17 protein-coding genes are annotated in these 17,044 nt (G+C 68.4%); 16 read left to right on the top strand and 1 reads right to left on the bottom strand.

From position 1 onward, the window contains the following. Positions 1-149: 149 nt before the first annotated feature. The 5 genes from dop to prcA all read left to right on the top strand — a co-directional run bounded on the left by dop (position 150) and on the right by prcA (position 4,351). A complete protein-coding gene (gene dop / locus BLU79_RS30025) occupies positions 150-1,661 on the top strand; it encodes a depupylase/deamidase Dop (RefSeq protein ID WP_371131964.1) in 1,512 nt (503 codons plus the stop codon). A gap of 188 nt (positions 1,662-1,849) precedes the next feature. Further along, the gene (locus tag BLU79_RS30020) at positions 1,850-2,068 is read left to right on the top strand and encodes a ubiquitin-like protein Pup (RefSeq protein ID WP_030955201.1); all 219 of its coding nucleotides are present in this window, start codon (positions 1,850-1,852) and stop codon (positions 2,066-2,068) included. A 49-nt stretch (positions 2,069-2,117) separates the two neighbouring features. Continuing rightward, positions 2,118-2,723: an endonuclease VII domain-containing protein gene (locus BLU79_RS30015; RefSeq protein ID WP_093909066.1), complete on the top strand. Its 606-nt coding sequence runs from the start codon at positions 2,118-2,120 to the stop codon at positions 2,721-2,723. Then, positions 2,675-3,520, top strand: a complete 846-nt coding sequence (prcB, locus tag BLU79_RS30010) for a proteasome subunit beta (protein ID WP_093909065.1) — start codon at positions 2,675-2,677, stop codon at positions 3,518-3,520. The genes BLU79_RS30015 and prcB overlap by 49 nt, the downstream gene beginning before the upstream one ends. Positions 3,521-3,580: 60 nt before the next feature. Then, entirely contained in the window at positions 3,581-4,351 is a 771-nt protein-coding gene (gene prcA / locus BLU79_RS30005; RefSeq protein ID WP_093909064.1) for a proteasome subunit alpha, read from the top strand. Between the two features lie 88 nt (positions 4,352-4,439). On the opposite strand, the gene BLU79_RS30000 is transcribed toward prcA, so the two are convergent. After that, a complete protein-coding gene (locus BLU79_RS30000; protein ID WP_093909063.1) occupies positions 4,440-5,498 on the bottom strand; it encodes a LacI family DNA-binding transcriptional regulator in 1,059 nt (352 codons plus the stop codon). 56 nt (positions 5,499-5,554) lie between these two features. Between BLU79_RS30000 and BLU79_RS29995 the strand changes: the two genes are divergently transcribed. The 11 genes from BLU79_RS29995 to BLU79_RS29945 all read left to right on the top strand — a co-directional run bounded on the left by BLU79_RS29995 (position 5,555) and on the right by BLU79_RS29945 (position 17,005). Next, positions 5,555-6,814 (top strand): MFS transporter, encoded by a 1,260-nt coding sequence (locus BLU79_RS29995; RefSeq protein WP_093909062.1) that lies wholly within the window; start codon positions 5,555-5,557, stop codon positions 6,812-6,814. A 9-nt stretch (positions 6,815-6,823) separates the two neighbouring features. After that, positions 6,824-8,185: a Pup--protein ligase gene (pafA, locus tag BLU79_RS29990; RefSeq protein ID WP_093909061.1), complete on the top strand. Its 1,362-nt coding sequence runs from the start codon at positions 6,824-6,826 to the stop codon at positions 8,183-8,185. Positions 8,186-8,315: 130 nt separating this feature from the next. Continuing rightward, positions 8,316-9,311, top strand: a complete 996-nt coding sequence (locus BLU79_RS29985) for an FKBP-type peptidyl-prolyl cis-trans isomerase (RefSeq protein ID WP_093909060.1) — start codon at positions 8,316-8,318, stop codon at positions 9,309-9,311. Positions 9,312-9,375: 64 nt separating this feature from the next. Beyond that, positions 9,376-9,747: an FKBP-type peptidyl-prolyl cis-trans isomerase gene (locus tag BLU79_RS29980; RefSeq protein ID WP_093909059.1), complete on the top strand. Its 372-nt coding sequence runs from the start codon at positions 9,376-9,378 to the stop codon at positions 9,745-9,747. A gap of 169 nt (positions 9,748-9,916) precedes the next feature. Then, the gene (locus tag BLU79_RS29975; RefSeq protein ID WP_093909058.1) at positions 9,917-10,894 is read left to right on the top strand and encodes a helix-turn-helix transcriptional regulator; all 978 of its coding nucleotides are present in this window, start codon (positions 9,917-9,919) and stop codon (positions 10,892-10,894) included. Positions 10,895-10,913: 19 nt separating this feature from the next. Then, positions 10,914-11,942: a helix-turn-helix transcriptional regulator gene (locus BLU79_RS29970; RefSeq protein WP_093909057.1), complete on the top strand. Its 1,029-nt coding sequence runs from the start codon at positions 10,914-10,916 to the stop codon at positions 11,940-11,942. A gap of 32 nt (positions 11,943-11,974) precedes the next feature. Beyond that, positions 11,975-12,268, top strand: coding sequence for a hypothetical protein (locus tag BLU79_RS29965; RefSeq protein ID WP_093909056.1), 294 nt, complete (start codon positions 11,975-11,977; stop codon positions 12,266-12,268). Positions 12,269-12,288: 20 nt separating this feature from the next. Next, the gene (locus BLU79_RS29960; protein WP_093909055.1) at positions 12,289-12,483 is read left to right on the top strand and encodes a hypothetical protein; all 195 of its coding nucleotides are present in this window, start codon (positions 12,289-12,291) and stop codon (positions 12,481-12,483) included. A 259-nt stretch (positions 12,484-12,742) separates the two neighbouring features. Next, positions 12,743-13,039: a Sec-independent protein translocase subunit TatA gene (tatA, locus tag BLU79_RS29955; protein WP_093909054.1), complete on the top strand. Its 297-nt coding sequence runs from the start codon at positions 12,743-12,745 to the stop codon at positions 13,037-13,039. Between the two features lie 47 nt (positions 13,040-13,086). Further along, positions 13,087-14,037 (top strand): twin-arginine translocase subunit TatC, encoded by a 951-nt coding sequence (gene tatC, locus BLU79_RS29950; RefSeq protein ID WP_093909053.1) that lies wholly within the window; start codon positions 13,087-13,089, stop codon positions 14,035-14,037. Between the two features lie 115 nt (positions 14,038-14,152). Beyond that, on the top strand, positions 14,153-17,005 hold the full coding sequence (locus BLU79_RS29945; protein ID WP_093909052.1) for a DEAD/DEAH box helicase: 2,853 nt from the start codon (positions 14,153-14,155) through the stop codon (positions 17,003-17,005). Positions 17,006-17,044 lie beyond the last annotated feature (39 nt).

Genomic DNA, 17,044 nt, shown 5'->3' with positions numbered 1-17,044 from the left:
ATGATCTCCCCACCAGCGCAGAGGCGTTCTAGGCTCTTCCATACCGCCGAGTCGCGCAGTGCGGGGACGGGCACCGCACACGCAACCGAGCGCCAGCGGTATCTGTGCGGCGCCCACGACCGAGGGTGCCGCCGGGCAAGGAGGGCCGCATGACCGTACGGCGAGTAATGGGCATCGAGACGGAGTACGGGATCTCCGTCCCCGGCCACCCCAACGCCAATGCCATGCTCACCTCATCCCAGATCGTCAACGCCTACGCGGCGGCGATGCACCGGGCCCGCCGGGCCCGCTGGGACTTCGAGGAGGAGAACCCGCTGCGGGACGCGCGAGGCTTCGACCTCGCCCGCGAGGCCGCCGACGCCAGCCAGCTCACCGACGAGGACATCGGCCTGGCCAACGTCATCCTCACCAACGGAGCACGGCTCTACGTCGACCACGCGCACCCCGAATACAGCGCCCCCGAAGTCACCAACCCCCGCGACGCCGTCCTCTGGGACAAGGCCGGCGAGCGAATCATGGCCGAAGCCGCCGAACGAGCCGCCCAGCTCCCCGGCGCCCAGCCCATCCACCTCTACAAGAACAACACCGACAACAAGGGCGCCTCCTACGGCACGCACGAGAACTACCTGATGAAGCGGGAAACCCCCTTCTCGGACATCGTGCGCCACCTCACGCCCTTCTTCGTCTCCCGCCAGGTCTTCGCCGGAGCAGGCCGCGTCGGCATCGGCCAGGACGGCCACGAACACGGCTTCCAGCTCAGCCAGCGCGCCGACTACTTCGAGGTCGAGGTCGGCCTGGAGACGACGCTCAAGCGCCCGATCATCAACACCCGCGACGAGCCGCACGCGGACGCGGAGAAATACCGCCGCCTGCACGTGATCATCGGCGACGCGAACCTCTCCGAGATCTCGACCTACCTCAAGCTGGGCACCACGGCCCTGGTCCTGTCGATGATCGAGGACGGGTTCATCGCGGTCGACCTCGCCGTCGACCAGCCCGTACGCACCCTCCACCAGGTCTCCCACGACCCGTCACTGCAGCGCCTGGTCACGCTGCGTAGTGGCCGCACACTGACTGCCGTGCAGCTCCAGATGGAGTACTACGAGCTGTCGCGCAAGTACGTCGAGGAGCGCTTCGGCGCGGACGCCGACGAACAGACCAAGGACGTCCTGACCCGCTGGGAGGACACCCTGAACCGCCTGGAGCGGGACCCGATGAGCCTGTCCGGCGAACTGGACTGGGTCGCCAAGCGGGAGCTCATGGAGGGCTACCGCCGCCGCGACGACCTCGACTGGGACGCAGCGAAGCTCCACCTCCTCGACCTCCAGTACGCCGACGTACGCCCCGAGAAGGGCCTCTACAACCGTCTCGTGGCCCGCGGCCGCATCAAGCGCCTCATGGGCGAGGAAACCGTCGAACGGGCCAAGGCGAAGCCACCGGAGGACACACGCGCGTACTTCCGCGGACGCTGCCTGGAGCAGTACGCCGACGACGTCGCCGCGGCCTCCTGGGACTCTGTGATCTTCGACCTGCCCGGTCGGGACTCTCTCCAGCGCGTTCCAACCCTCGAACCGCTTCGCGGAACGCGAAATCACGTCAAGGAACTCCTGGACCGCTGCCGTACCGCAGAAGACCTGGTCAGGGTCCTGTCGGGCAGCTGAGGGGGACTCGGGCGATCTCGGCGGGACAGGGTGGAAAACCCGGCCGCCGGGAATCATCGAGGTGGCCCCCGTACGTTGGAGAAACTGCGGGGCCGATGTCGGACCCGGCTTGTAGGGTCTGATCATCACCGATCGGCAGGAAAGCCGACCTGTCGACCATGTCGGGCGAACTGAGCGGGGTGAGGGATATGGCAACCAAGGACACCGGCGGCGGACAGCAGAAGGCCACGCGCTCTACTGAGGAGGTCGAGGAGCAGGCGGCAGAGACGCAGGCTTCTGAGGACCTCAAGGAGCGGCAAGAGAAGCTGAGCGATGACGTGGACTCCGTTCTCGACGAAATCGATGATGTACTCGAGGAGAATGCAGAGGATTTCGTTCGAAGCTTCGTGCAAAAGGGTGGCGAGTAAAGGTCGGTTGGTCGCTTTTCCTTCGAAGTGAAGGTCGCGAGGGATTCGAGTGGCTGACGAGCCGAACGCCAAAGAGTGCACGGGCTGCAATCGGGACCTGCCTCCCGCCGCCTTCGCACGGGACAGCAATCGGCGTGATGGCCTCCAGGTGCGACGCCGGGAGTGCGTGGCGAAGTACAGCGCCGCGCACTACCGGCGTCGCCGGGAGGCGATGGGGAAGCCTGTGCGGGAGAAGGTAGACGTTCCGGCCGGGCACAAGCTTTGCCGGACATGTGGAGAGGTGAAGCCGCACGGCGAGTGGCATCGCAACGCCACTGCGTCCGACGGCTTGTCGACACGGTGCAAGGCGTGCCGGGCGATCCAGGGGCGGCAGGGCCATCTGAAGCGGCAGTACGGCATCACCGAAGCCGAGCGCGACGAGTTGGTCATCTCTCAAGGGGGCGTCTGCTGCATATGTTTGGCGGCTGTGCCCGAGCATGTGGATCACTGCCACGAGACGGGTAGGGTCCGTGGCGTACTGTGCTTCAGCTGCAACGCTGCACTGGGGCAGTTCAAGGATCGGCCCGACGTCATAAGGCGGGCTGCTGCTTACGTGGAAGGAATCGCGTGGAAGCCAACACTCGTAGCACCGGGCGTCTACCAGCTGCCTTCCTGACGCCTGGGTCGTCCTCGTTCATGGACTTCCTCTCCGAGCACCAGCCGGAGATGCTGCCCGGTAAACGTCAACTCCCGCCCACGCAGGGCGTGATCGAGGCGCCGCACGGCACCACGATCGTGGCCGCGTCGTTCCCCGGGGGTGTGGTGCTCGCCGGTGACCGGCGGGCGACCATGGGCAATGTCATCGCGCAGCGCGACATCGAGAAGGTGTTCCCCGCCGACGAGTACTCGGCCGTCGGTATCGCCGGTACGGCCGGTCTGGCCGTCGAGATGGTCAAGCTCTTCCAGTTGGAACTGGAGCACTTCGAGAAGGTCGAGGGTGCTCAGCTTTCGTTGGAGGGCAAGGCGAACCGGCTGTCGACGATGATCCGGTCGAACCTGGGCATGGCGATGCAGGGGCTGGCTGTGGTGCCGCTCTTCGCGGGGTACGACGTCGATCGGGGGAAGGGGCGGATCTTCTCGTACGACGTGACGGGTGGTCGTTCCGAGGAGCAGGGGTACGCCGCCACCGGCTCGGGTTCGATCTTCGCGCGTGGCGCCATGAAGAAGCTCTTCCGTGCCGACCTGAGCGAGTCCGAGGCCACGACGCTTGTGGTGCAGGCTCTGTACGACGCGGCTGACGACGACTCGGCGACCGGTGGTCCCGATGTCGCCCGCCGGATCTACCCGATCGTCACCGTGATCACCGAGGACGGCTTCCGCCGGCTCAGCGATGACGAGTCCTCCGAGATCGCCCGTTCCATTCTGGAGCGGCGTCTGGAGCTGCCCGACGGCCCGCGGGCCGCGCTGCTGTAGGCGGCGGCTCGGTCTTATCAAGGTGATCCTGTGACTTCGACAGAAAGGGACGGATAACCGGTGTCGACGCCGTTCTATGTCTCACCTCAGCAGGCCATGGCCGACCGGGCGGAGTACGCCCGCAAGGGCATCGCTCGTGGTCGCAGCCTGGTCGTGCTGCAGTATGCCGACGGCATCGTGTTCGTCGGCGAGAACCCGTCCCGCGCGCTGCACAAGTTCAGCGAGATCTATGACCGGATCGGCTTCGCGGCGGCCGGAAAGTACAACGAGTACGAGAATTTGCGGATCGGTGGTGTGCGGTATGCCGATCTTCGTGGTTACACCTATGACCGTGATGACGTGACCGCTCGTGGTCTGGCGAACGTCTATGCCCAGACGCTGGGCACGATCTTCTCCTCCGCGGCTGAGAAGCCGTATGAGGTGGAGTTGGTCGTTGCCGAGGTGGGTGTGACGCCGGAGGGTGACCAGATCTATCGGTTGCCGCACGACGGGTCGATCGTGGACGAGCACGGTTCGGTCGCTGTCGGTGGTAATGCCGAGCTGATCAGTAATTATCTGGATCAGCGCCATCAGGACGGTATGAGCCTGGCGGAGGCTCTCAAGCTGGCGGTGCAGGCGCTGTCCCGGGAGTCGAACGGCACGCAGCGGGAGATTCCGGCCGAGCGGCTGGAGGTGGCGGTGCTGGACCGTACGCGTCCGCAGTCGCGCAAGTTCAAGCGCATCGTCGGCCGTCAGCTTGCCCGGTTGCTGGAGGCCGAGGGTGCGGCCACGGAGGCCGAGAGTGCTGACGGTGCGGAGGATTCCGAGGATTCCGGCAGTTCCGAGGAGTAGTCCGCGTAGCCGCGCGTAGCCCCTTCATTCGCTCGTTCTGTGCCCCGGCCGCCCGCTCGGCCGGGGTACTGGGCTTTCCGGGTGGGGTTCAGTGCCCGCTGGGCGGCGCTGTGGAGCCTCGTACGACGAGTTCGACCTGGATGTCGCCCCTCTCGGGTTCGCGGCCTTCCAGGACGGCCAGGAGGGCTTGCATGCCCCGTTCGCCGAAGAGCTCGGCGTCGAGTCGGACGGTGGTGAGTTCCGGGTCGAGGGCGGTGGCGAGGGCGAGGTCGTCCAGGCCGGTGACGGAGATGTCGTCGGGGATGCGCAGGCCGAGTCGGCGTACGGCCTTGTAGGCGCCGGCGGCGAGTTTGTCGTCGTCGCAGACGATGGCCGTGGGGCGGGGTTCCTCGGTGGCGAGCGCGGTGGCGGTGGCGGTGAGGGCGCCGTCGATGGAGATGGGGGCGCGGACCGTGCGCAGCGACGTGCCGGGGATTTTGTCGATGTGTGTGGCGAGCTCACGTGCGCGTACGTCGAAGGTCCAGGATGCGATGTCGGCCGCGAGGTGCAGGATGCGGCGGTGGCCGAGGTCCAGTAGGTGTGCGGCGACCTGGCGGACGCCGTCGGCGATGTCGAGGTTGACGGTCGCGGCGCCGAGGCTGCCGTCCGGGTCGCTGTCGAGCATGACCAGGGGGAGTTGGTCGCCGCGGATGGCGGTGAGGGCGTCGGCGGCCATGGAGGAGGCGATGACGCCGTCCAGGGCGGCCTGGGCGGAGGCGAAAGGGTCGCGGGCGGGGCCGATGCCTTCGGGGGAGGGGTAGAGGACCACGCCGAAGCCGTGCTGGGCTGCGACGCGGGAGGCTCCGGTGTAGACGCCGGCGAAGAATTCGGTGGTGAGGGCGGGGACCACCAGGAGTACGGTTCGGGTGTGGCCGAGGCGGAGGTTGCGGGCCGCGAGGTTGGGTCGGTAGCCGAGTTCTCGGGCTGCTCGGCGTACGCGTTCCGCCGTGGTTTCGGAGACGCGGCCGCGCCATTTGTCGCCGAGGACGAGGGAGACCGCGGCCTGGGACACGCCTGCGGCTTGGGCGACGTCCCGGCTGGTGGGGCGGTTGCTGCCGTGTGCCACCGTCCGCCTGCTCCTTCGTCTGGACTCCTGAACAGCGCACATGGTACGTATGACGAAGGACGTTATACGTAAAACTTGAGCGGAGGGCGGCGCGGCTGATGACCGGCGCATACGTGGAGATCCTCAGAGCGAGGCATGCCGCGCGGCTGCTCGTCGGCACGCTCGTGGGCCGGCTACCGAATGCCGTCGCTGCGCTCGCGATCATGCTGTTCGTGCGCGCGGAGGGCGGTTCCTACAGCCTGGCCGGGGGTCTGGCGGCCGTGTACGGCGTCGCCAACGCCGTGGGGCAGCCGTTGCTGGGGCGGCTGGTGGACCTGTACGGCCAGCCGCGGGTGCAGCTGCCCGCCGCGGTCGCCTCGGCGCTCGCGATGGCCGCGTTCGCCTTCGTGGGCATCGGCACGCTGCCGCTCGCCTATGCGGCCGTGGCGGCCTCCGGGCTGTTCACGCCGCCGCTGGAGGGTGGCCTGCGGGCGCTGTGGTCGTCGGTGCTCCACAAGGAGGGCCAGGTGCACACGGCGTATGCCATGGACGCGGTGGCCCAGGAAGTCATGTTCACGGTCGGACCGTTGTTGCTGACACTGTGTACGTCGCTGTGGTCGGCGCAGGCGGCGCTGCTCGTGCTGAACGTGGTCGGGGTGCTGGGCGCGCTCTCGGTGGTCGTGTCGGCGCCCTCGCGCGCGTGGCGTTCGGCGCCGCGTGAGGCGCACTGGCTGGGGGCGCTGCGCTCGGCCGGGCTGGTGGCGCTGCTCGCCGCCTTCCTGTTCGTCGGGATGGCGATGGGGTCGATCGCGGTGGCGGCCGTGTCCTACGCGGACGACAACGGCGGTGACGCGGTGTACGGCTGGCTGATGGCGGGTTTGGGGCTGGGCGCGCTGATCGGTGGCTTGGTCTACGGGGCGCGGCAGTGGGGTGGGGATCCGGCGCGGCGACTGCGGGTGCTGGTGGGGCTTCTGGCGGTGTGTTATCTGCCGCTGACGCTGATGCCGGGAGTGGTCGCGATGACACTGTTGGCCGTGCTCGCGGGCGTGTTCCTGGCGCCGTGCATCGCCTGCGCGTTCGTGTTGGTCGACCTGCACGCGCCGCGTGGGACGGTCACCGAGGCGTTCTCCTGGCTGGTGACGACGTTCACCGTGGGGGCGTCGGTCGGAACGGGTCTGGCGGGGCCGGTCGTGGAGGCGGGCGGGGCCCTTTGGGGGTTCGCCGTACCGGGTGCCGCCGGGGCGGTTTCGCTGCTGGTCCTGCTGGGCACAGGGCGGGTCCTCGCAGCTCCTGCCAGGGGTGCGGTCGTTGCGGCTTCATCGGAAAATGATCCAAACCGTGCTGTCGAACCCCGTTTCAGCGCAGGGGATCGGGCGTAATGTTCAGTCATGGACCGCCGCATTTTCGGGCTGGAGAACGAGTACGGCGTCACGTGCACGTTCAGGGGACAGCGCCGCCTGTCGCCTGACGAGGTGGCGCGGTACCTCTTCCGCCGTGTCGTGTCATGGGGCCGCAGCAGCAATGTCTTTCTGCGAAACGGCGCCCGCCTCTATCTCGACGTGGGATCACATCCGGAATACGCCACACCCGAATGTGACAACGTGACCGAACTGGTCACCCACGACAAAGCAGGCGAGCGCATTCTCGAAGGACTCCTGGTGGACGCCGAACGACGCCTGCACGAGGAAGGAATCGCGGGCGACGTCTACCTCTTCAAGAACAACACCGACTCGGCGGGCAACTCCTACGGCTGCCACGAGAACTATCTCGTCGCGCGCCACGGGGAGTTCTCCCGGCTCGCGGACATCCTCATCCCGTTCCTCGTCACGCGTCAGCTGCTGTGCGGCGCGGGCAAGGTGCTCCAGACCCCGCGCGGGGCCGTGTACTGCGTCAGCCAGCGCGCGGAGCACATCTGGGAGGGCGTCTCCTCGGCGACGACCCGTTCCCGGCCGATCATCAACACGCGCGACGAGCCGCACGCGGACGCGGAGCGTTACCGCCGTCTCCACGTCATCGTGGGCGACTCGAACATGTCCGAGACGACCATGTTGCTCAAGGTCGGCGCGACCGATCTGGTGCTGCGCATGATCGAGGCGGGCACAGTGATGCGGGACCTGACCCTGGAGAACCCGATCCGGGCGATCCGCGAGGTCAGCCACGACATCACGGGCCGCCGCAAGGTGCGCCTGGCCAGTGGCCGGGAGGCCTCGGCGCTGGAGGTGCAGCGCGAGTACTACGAGAAGGCCGTGGACTTCTGTGAGCGCCGCGGTATCCGTACCGGGACGGTCGAGCAGGTCCTGGAGCTGTGGGGGCGCACGCTGGACTCGATCGAGGCCGAGGACCTCGACCGGATCGGCACTGAGATCGACTGGGTCATGAAGTACAAGCTCATCGAGCGGTACCGGGCCAAGCACAACATGACCATGTCGCATCCGCGGGTCGCCCAGATAGACCTCGCCTATCACGACATCCACCGCCGTCGTGGCCTGTACTACCTGCTGGAGAAGAGGGGTCAAGCAGCGCGTATCTGCAACGACTTGAAGATCTTCGAGGGCAAGTCCGTTCCGCCGCAGACCACTAGGGCCCGGCTGCGCGGCGACTTCATCCGCAGGGCCCAGGAACAGCGCCGGGACTTCACCGTCGACTGGGTGCACCTCAAGCTCAACGACCAGGCTCAGCGCACGGTGTTGTGCAAGGACCCGTTCCGTTCGGTGGACGACCGGGTGGAGAAACTGATCGCCGGTATGTGAGCCGTCCCGTTCCGGGCCGGTCGTCCGGAACGCAACACGGGCGCCGTACGTTTCCCGTACGGCGCCCTTCTCACGCCGTAGAGTTGCGCGCACGCCATCCACAAGATCGATCGATTACGAGGCCCCAACCGTGCGCCGACGCTCAATTCTCATCGCCGTACCCGCAGGAATGGTCACGCTCGCCGCATGCGGCGGCGACAAGGACGAGTCGAGCAAGGCGACCGAGAGCGCGTCTCCCTCGGAGACGTCGGCCGCTCCGGCGCCGAAGATCGTGGACGGTCCGGTGCCGGCGATCACCGCGGGCACGAAGTTCGGGGAGAAGCCGACGGTCGCCAAGGGCAGCGGTGATCCGTCGAAGGACCTCGCGGTGAAGACGGTCATCGCGGGCGGCGGCAAGGTGGTGGCCGAGAACGACTACATCCAGGCCCACTACCTCGGCCAGATCTGGGACACCGCGAAGGTCTTCGCCAACTCCTACGACGCCAAGACGGCGGCGCTCGTCCCGCTCGTTCAGGGCCAGATCTACGAGGGCTGGCGGTTCGGTCTGGCCGGCAAGAAGGTCGGCAGCCGCGTGGAGATGGCGGTCCCTCCGACCTGGGGATACGGCACGGAGGGCAACGCTCAGGCCGGGATCAAGGGCACGGACACGCTGGTGTTCGTGGTCGACATCGAGGACTCCTTCAACGCCAAGAGCTCCGCCAAGGGCGAGGTGGTCGCGCAGGACAACGTGGATCTGCCGAAGGTCGGCACCAACACCGACGGCAAGGCGCCCTCCCTCGAGATCCCCAAGACGGACCCGCCGAAGAAGCTGGTGGCGAACTACATCATCGAGGGCGACGGCCCCGAGGTCAGCGCCGAGAGCACGGTGCTCGTGCAGTACAAGGGCGTGCAGTGGGACACCGGCAAGGAGTTCGACTCGACGTACGCCAACAAGCAGCTGGCGTCGTTCTCGCTGCAGCAGGTCGTCAAGGGTTGGACGCAGGGGCTGGCCGGCAAGAAGGTCGGCAGCCGGGTGCTGACCGTGATCCCGCCGGAGCTGGGCTACGGCGACAACCCGCAGCCGGGCAGCGGCATCGCGAAGGGCGCCACTCTCGTCTTCACCGTGGACATCCTGGCGAAGATGTGACCCCGCCCGAGGTGATGAAAGACTGGGGCCGTTGCCTTTCCACAACAAGCATGGAGCGTAAGACGTGAGCATCGACAAGCCCGAGATCGACTTCCCGGGCGGCGAGCCCCCGGCGGACCTCGAGATCAAGGACCTCTGGGAGGGCGACGGCGCGGTTGCGCAGGCGGGCCAGACCGTCACCGTCCACTACGTGGGCGTTGCCTTCAGCACGGGTGAGGAGTTCGACGCCAGCTGGAACCGCGGTACGCCGTTCCGCTTCCCGCTGGGTGGCGGCCGCGTCATCAAGGGCTGGGACCAGGGCGTGCAGGGCATGAAGGTCGGCGGCCGTCGTCAGCTGACCATCCCGGCGCACCTCGCCTACGGCAACCAGAGCCCGACCCCGGCGATCAAGCCCGGTGAGACGCTGATCTTCGTGGTGGACCTGCTCGGCGTCTGATCGTCGAATCCGCTCGTCGCACCCGGTCGTCGCGTCTGATCGGCGGGCGACCGGACCCGACTACCTGGGGCCCATGCCTGTCCGGGCATGGGCCCTCGGCTTTTGCCACGCCACTTCGGGGCGGTACGGTCATCGCTCGTAAGCACCATAGGGAAGGCGAAGGGCGTCGATGGCCATTGCCAAGGCCGAGCGGCTCATGAACCTGGCGCTGTGTCTGCTCGGGACGCGGCGACCGCTGAGCAAGCGCGAGCTGCGTGAGTCCATCGAGGCGTACGTCGAGGCCTTTGGGCCGGACATGGGTGCGACCGGCTCCGACGACTCCTTCAACCGGATGTTCGAGCGCGACAAGGACGATCTGCGCGAGCTAGGCCTCGTCATCGAGACGGTGGAGAACCTCGACGGCGAGGTCGGCTATCTCGCCCGCCGTGACAGCAACCGGCTGCCGCCGATCACCCTCGACGCCGAGGAGGCGGCCGCCCTGGGTCTCGCCGCCAAGGTGTGGCAGCAGGCCCGGCTCGCGGGTGCGGCCAGCGGCGCTCTGCAGAAGCTGCGCGCGGCCGGGCTGCCCGAGGACGTAGACCCGTACGAGGCGCACGGCGCCCTGGAGCCCCGTATCCCGGTGCACGAGGCCGCCTTCGAGCCGCTGATGCTGGCCTGCCGGGACCGTCGTCCGGTCGTCTTCGACTACCGCAAGGCCACCGCCGCCCGCCCGGGACCGCGGCATGTGGAGCCGTGGGCGCTGGAGTGCTGGCGCGGCCACTGGTATCTGGCCGGCTGGGACCGGGACCGGGGTGCCGAGCGGGTGTTCCGACTGTCCCGGATCACCGGCAAGGTGCGCAGCCGCAGCGGTCGTTTCACCGCCGAGGTCCCCGATGTCGTCACCGTGCGGGAGACGGTCGCGAGCTGGGCGGGGGAGACCGCCGACCGCTCCGCGCTGATCCGGCTGCGCACGGACGCGGGATACCCCCTTCGGGCGAAGGCCACCTCGGTCAGGGAACTTGGGGACGGCTGGGACGAGTTGGAGATTCCGTACGGGCACGGGCTGGATGCCTGGCTGGTGGAGTTCGGGCCGGATGTGGTGGTCCTGGAGCCGGCGGAGCTGCGGGCCGATGTGGTGGACCGGCTGCGTGCCGTGGCCAAGGGCTGAGGGGGAGCGGAGCGAGACAGTGGCAGGCAAACCGGTCAGGCCCGCGAGCGCCATCGACCAGACCCGGCGGATGCTCTCCCTGGTGACGTATCTGAGGGAGCGGCCCGGCGCGCGCCTGGAGGATGTCGCGCGCGCCTTCGGCATCTCCGAGGACGAGCTGGTCTCCGACCTCGATGTGCTGCCCATGTGCGGCACCAGCTTCCGCGGTGGCGATCTGCTCGACATCGACACCGACGGCGAGCGCATCTGGTGGCACAACCCCGCCGCGCTCGGGGCGGACGCGGCCGAACCGCTGCGGCTCGCCGCCGACGAGGCGACCGCGCTGCTGGTGGCCGCCCGTGCCGTGGCCACGCTGCCGGGGCTGCGCGAGGGCGACCGGCAGGCGCTGCTGCGGGCGACGGCCAAGGTGGAGACGGCGGCCGGGGAGGCGGCCGGGGCCAGTTCCCGGCTGTCGGTGACGTTCGAGTCGGAGGGCGGGGTCTTCGCCGACGTCGACCGCGCGATCTCCGAACGGCGCCGGCTGTGGATCCGCTACTACTCGCCGGCCCGCGACGAGCTGACCGAGCGCGAGATCGACCCGATCCGTCTGGTCAGCGTGGGCCACACCTATGTCGAGGCCTGGTGCCGGCGCTCCGAGGCGCGCCGTACCTTCCGGCTGGACCGGGTCGCCGAGATCAAGATCCTGGACGAGCCGTCGGCGCCGCCCGAGATCGAGCCGCGGGACCTGTCGGAGGGGCTCGTGCAGCCCGCCGCGGAGGACCCGGAGGTCGTCGTCGAGGTCGGGCCGGGCGGGCGCTGGGTCGCCGAGTACTACCCGCACGACAGCGCGGATGAGCTGGCGGACGGCGGGTTGCGTATCACTCTGCGCACCCCCGACCCGGCGTCGCTGCGACGCCTGGCGCTTCGGCTCGGCCGCGACGGCCACATCGTGTCGCCGCCCGAACTGGCGGACAGCGCCCGGCAGGCGGCCCGTGAGGCGCTGGCGGCCTACGACGGGGTCGAGGCGCAGGGCGCTCACGAGGCGCAGCCGGTTCGCGACGGACAGTAGGACAGGCAGTTCGACAGGCAGGAGCAAGGGCTTTGAGTGAGTCGGCGACGTCTGCAGTGCCGGGGATGACGGTGGCGTCCGCTTTCGCCGGGATGAGAAGCGTGACCCCGGTGGTGTTCCGGGCGGGCTGCCCGGACTGCCGGGGCAGCTTCGAACTCGCCGCTAGCGCGCTGCGCCTCGCCATCGGCGCGACCAGTCGTACGACCTTCTACTCCTTCACCTGCCCCGGGTGCGGAATCTCCGTCCGCAAGCCGGCCGGCGAGCGGATCATCGAGCTGCTCACCGGCGGCGGGGTCAGCACCCTGCGGCTGCACTCCGCGCTGTAGGACGGTCTAGGCTCGGCGTCATGTTCTGGCCGATGTTCGCGGTAGCTGTGGGTTTTCTGGGTCTCGTGGTGCTCGGTGTGCTCGCCGTGCGGGTCTTTCTGGAGGCGCAGCGCCTCGGCAGGCAGGTCACGGAGTCGGCGGGGCGCATCAGCAGGGCGGCCGAGGATCTGGAGCGGGCGACGGTGAGCGCGGCCAGGGCTGTGGACTCGCTGTAGGTCCCTCAAGTATTGGGTGTGAGTCCTGCGCCGCATGCGTTTTGGGCCACTTCGCCCTGTCACCTCGGCGGTCCGGGCGGGTACGCTGCAGGTCGCGGCCCGGAGAACGAGGCCCGGTCCGCAGACAGGGAGTACGCACGGGGATTGCCTCACGTTCACCCCCGAGCGTTACGATCGCTGGCATCACGACTGTTCGGACACATGTCCGACCGGTCGGACAGCACCCACCCCAGCCGCCTCGGTGAGAAGGTAAAGACTTATGTTCGGAAGGCTCGGAGCCCCCGAGATCATTCTCATCCTCGTCGTCATCATCCTGCTGTTCGGCGCGAAGAAGCTTCCGGACATGGCGCGCTCGCTGGGCAAGTCCGCGCGCATCCTGAAGAGCGAGGCGAAGGCCATGAAGGACGACGGCAAGTCCGCCGCCCCGGCCGACCCGCCGAACAACAACACCGGCGACGACCAGCAGCCCCCGGCTCAGCGCATCATCCAGTCCGCTCCCGGCGACGTGACCAGCTCGCGCCCGGTCAACGAGCCGACGGACACCACCAAGCGCTGACGCAGGGCCGGTGACCGCCGGTCCGCCGCACGAGATGGGAACGTGGGTTGCTGAAGTCTGCCCGCAAAGAGGAGAAGGATCCCGAGGGGCGGATGCCCCTCGCGGAGCACCTTCGTGAGCTCCGCAACCGGCTTGCGAAAGCGCTGCTCGCGATCGTCGTCATCACGGTCGTCGCCGCCTTCTTCTATCAGGACATCATCAACTTCTTCACCAAGCCGGTCCTCGAATCGGTCGGCTGCCCGAAGTCGTTCGAGGAACTGGCCAAGACGGCGCGCGACGAGAACCCGTGTGCGCAGATCACGATCAATGGTCTGCTCGCGCCGTTCACGCTGGCCCTGAAGGTGTCCCTGATGGCCGGTGTCGTTCTGGCCGCACCGGTCTGGTTGTACCAGCTGTGGGCCTTCGTCGCCCCCGGCCTGCACAAGCACGAGCGGAAGTACGCCTACGCGTTCGTCGCCACGGGCTTCCCGCTCTTCCTCGCCGGCGCCTACTTCGCCTACAGGGTGCTGCCCAAGACCGCCGACGTCCTGATCGAGTTCACCCCGTTCGGTGTCGACAACCTCCTGCCGCTCGACGATCTGCTCGATCTCGTCACGCGCATGGTGATCGTCTTCGGCCTCTCCTTCGAGCTGCCCCTGCTGCTGGTGATGCTCAACTTCACGGGTGCCATCACCGGCAAGCGCATGCTCGGCTGGTGGCGCGGCATGATCATGGGAATCACGGTGTTCGCGGCGATCGCGACGCCGAGCACCGACCCGCTGACGATGATGGCCCTCGCCGGTCCGATCTGGGTCCTGTACTTCGGCGCGGTCGTCGTCTCCCTGGCCAACGACCGGCGCAGGAGCCGCCGTGAGGCCATGGGCCCCGCCGACGACGAGGCCTCCGACCTGGACCTGACCCCCGACGACATCGGCGAGATCGAGTCGGTCCCCGCGGCCCGGGCGCTGCCCGAGCAGGCGAGCGGCGATCGGGTCAACGGATACGACGACGTGACCTGATCGCGGCGGTTGCCGAAGAGTTGCGGCCGGGGCGCCTACGGGGCGTGCCCGGCCGCTTCCGTCTCGCGGCCGTGAGCTGCGGAGATCCCGGGTTTGCCGAGCGCGGATCCGGATAATGATCGTCCTGTTGTCAGTGGGGCCCGGTACGCTCGAAAGCACGATGACAGAGGACCTCTCTCCGGCCGAGCGGTACGCGGCAGCGCGCAGGCGTGCTGTCGAGCAGGCCACCGCGCTCGCCTCCTTCCGCGAGATGTACGACTTCGGCCTCGACCCCTTCCAGATCGAGGCCTGCCAGGCTCTCGAAGGGGGCAAGGGCGTGCTGGTGGCCGCGCCCACCGGCTCCGGCAAGACGATCGTGGGCGAGTTCGCCGTCCACCTCGCCCTGATGCAGGGCAAGAAGTGCTTCTACACGACACCCATCAAGGCGCTGTCGAACCAGAAGTACGCCGACCTCTGCCGCCGTTACGGCAACGGCATGGTCGGTCTGCTCACCGGTGACAACAGCGTCAACCCCGACGCCGCCGTGGTCGTGATGACCACCGAGGTGCTGCGGAACATGCTGTACGCGGGGTCGCAGACCCTCCTCGGCCTCGGCTACGTGGTCATGGACGAGGTGCACTACCTCTCCGACCGCTTCCGGGGCGCCGTATGGGAAGAAGTGATCATTCACCTTCCCGAGTCGGTCACCCTCGTCTCCCTGTCGGCGACCGTGTCCAACGCCGAGGAGTTCGGCGACTGGCTCGACACCGTCCGCGGCGACACCGAGGTGATCGTCTCCGAGCACCGGCCCGTGCCGCTGTTCCAGCACGTGCTCGCCGGACGCAGGATGTACGACCTGTTCGAGGAGGGAGAGGGCCACAAGAAGGCCGTCAACCCCGACCTCACGCGGCTGGCCCGCATGGAGGCGACCCGGCCCTCGTACCAGGACCGCCGACGGGGCCGCGCCATGCGCGAGGCCGACCGGGAGCGCGAGCGCAGACAGCGGTCCAGGGTGTGGACGCCGGGGCGTCCCGAGGTCATCGAACGGCTCGACGCCGAAGGGCTGCTGCCCGCCATCACCTTCATCTTCAGCCGCGCCGCCTGCGAGGCCGCCGTACAGCAGTGCCTGCACGCGGGACTGCGGCTGAACGACGAGGAGGCGCGGGAAAAGGTCCGTTCCCTCGTCGAGGAGCGCACCGCCTCCATCCCGACCGAGGACCTCCATGTCCTCGGCTACTACGAGTGGCTGGAGGGCCTGGAGCGCGGCATAGCCGCTCACCACGCGGGCATGCTGCCGACCTTCAAGGAGGTCGTCGAGGAGCTGTTCGTCCGCGGCCTGGTGAAGGCCGTGTTCGCCACGGAGACGCTTGCGCTGGGCATCAACATGCCCGCACGCTCGGTGGTGTTGGAGAAGCTCGTCAAGTGGAACGGCGAGCAGCATGCCGACATCACCCCCGGCGAGTACACCCAGTTGACGGGGCGTGCGGGACGGCGTGGCATCGACGTCGAGGGTCATGCCGTGGTGCTGTGGCAGCGCGGGATCAGCCCGGAGCACCTCGCGGGGCTCGCCGGCACGCGTACGTATCCGCTGCGCTCCAGTTTCAAGCCGTCGTACAACATGGCGGTCAACCTCGTCGAGCAGTTCGGCCGGCACCGCTCGCGCGAGCTGCTGGAGACGTCCTTCGCGCAGTTCCAGGCCGACAAGTCGGTCGTCGGGATCTCGCGGCAGGTGCAGCGCAACGAGGAAGGGCTCGAAGGCTACAAGGAGTCCATGACCTGCCACCTCGGGGACTTCGAGGAGTACGCGCGACTGCGCCGCGAACTCAAGGACCGCGAGAACGAGTTGGCCCGGCAGGGGGCCGTGGAGCGGCGCGCGGAGGCCGCGGTCGCGCTGGAGAAGCTCAAGCCGGGCGACGTCATCCATGTGCCGACGGGCAAGTACGCCGGTCTCGCGCTGGTGCTGGATCCCGGCCTGCCCGCCGGGCGGTCGAACGGGCATCGTGGGTTCGAGCATCACGACGGCCCGCGCCCGCTCGTTCTGACCGCCGAGCGGCAGGTCAAGCGGCTGGCGTCCATGGACTTCCCGGTGCCCGTCGAGGCGTTGGAGCGGATGCGGATCCCGAAGTCCTTCAACCCGCGCTCCCCGCAGTCCCGTCGGGACCTCGCCTCCGCGCTGCGCACCAAGGCCGGGCACATCGCGCCGGAGCGGCACCGCAAGCGGCGCTCCCAGGCGGCGGACGACCGGGAGATCGACCGGCTGCGCAGTGCGCTTCGCGCGCACCCCTGCCATGGCTGCAGCGACCGCGAGGACCACGCCCGGTGGGCCGAGCGCTACCACCGGCTGCTGCGGGACACCTCGCAGCTGGAGCGCCGTATCGAGGGCCGCACGAACACGATCGCCCGTACGTTCGACCGGATCGTCGCGCTGCTGACCGAGCTGGACTATCTGCGCGGCGACGAGGTCACCGAGCACGGCAAGCGGCTCGCTCGGCTCTACGGCGAACTCGACCTGCTGGCCAGCGAGTGCCTGCGCGAGCGGGTGTGGGAGGGGCTCGGGCCGGCTGAACTGGCCGCGTGTGTCTCGGCGTTGGTGTACGAGGCGCGGGTCGGGGACGATGCGATGGCGCCGAAGCTGCCGTCCGGCAAGGCCAAGGCCGCGCTCGGTGAGATGGTGCGGATCTGGGGGCGGCTGGATGCCCTTGAGGAGGATTTCCGCATCACCCAGAGCGAGGGGGTGGGGCAGCGTGAGCCCGACCTCGGCTTCGCGTGGGCCGCGTATATGTGGGCGAGTGGCTCCGGGCTGGATGAGGTGCTTCGGGAGGCGGAGATGCCGGCCGGGGACTTTGTGCGGTGGTGCAAGCAGGTGATCGATGTGCTCGGGCAGATTTCGGCGGCTTCTCCTGTGGAGGGGTCGACTGTGGCGAAGAATGCGCGGAAGGCCGTTGACGGGTTGCTGCGGGGGGTTGTCGCCTACTCGTCGGTGGGGTGAGGTTGTCGGGCGGGCGCGGGTACGTTGTGGCTGGTCGCG

Origin of the sequence: Streptomyces sp. cf386 (assembly GCF_900103585.1) — a bacterium.
In the GTDB taxonomy this organism is placed as follows: Bacteria; Actinomycetota; Actinomycetes; order Streptomycetales; family Streptomycetaceae; genus Streptomyces.
The sequence above is the reverse complement of the archived record's forward strand: the minus strand, read 5'-3'. Positions and strand labels throughout refer to the sequence as shown.

Excerpts from the sequence above, each read along its gene's own strand:
- dop (WP_371131964.1), top strand. The coding sequence starts at position 150 with ATGACCGTACGGCGAGTAATGGGCATCGAGACGGAGTACGGGATCTCC.
- BLU79_RS30020 (WP_030955201.1), top strand. The coding sequence starts at position 1,850 with ATGGCAACCAAGGACACCGGCGGCGGACAGCAGAAGGCCACGCGCTCT.
- BLU79_RS30000 (WP_093909063.1), bottom strand. The coding sequence starts at position 5,498 with ATGTGCGCTGTTCAGGAGTCCAGACGAAGGAGCAGGCGGACGGTGGCA.
- BLU79_RS29995 (WP_093909062.1), top strand. The coding sequence starts at position 5,555 with ATGACCGGCGCATACGTGGAGATCCTCAGAGCGAGGCATGCCGCGCGG.
- pafA (WP_093909061.1), top strand. The coding sequence starts at position 6,824 with ATGGACCGCCGCATTTTCGGGCTGGAGAACGAGTACGGCGTCACGTGC.
- BLU79_RS29975 (WP_093909058.1), top strand. The coding sequence starts at position 9,917 with ATGGCCATTGCCAAGGCCGAGCGGCTCATGAACCTGGCGCTGTGTCTG.
- BLU79_RS29960 (WP_093909055.1), top strand. The coding sequence starts at position 12,289 with ATGTTCTGGCCGATGTTCGCGGTAGCTGTGGGTTTTCTGGGTCTCGTG.
- tatA (WP_093909054.1), top strand. The coding sequence starts at position 12,743 with ATGTTCGGAAGGCTCGGAGCCCCCGAGATCATTCTCATCCTCGTCGTC.
- BLU79_RS29945 (WP_093909052.1), top strand. The coding sequence starts at position 14,153 with ATGATCGTCCTGTTGTCAGTGGGGCCCGGTACGCTCGAAAGCACGATG.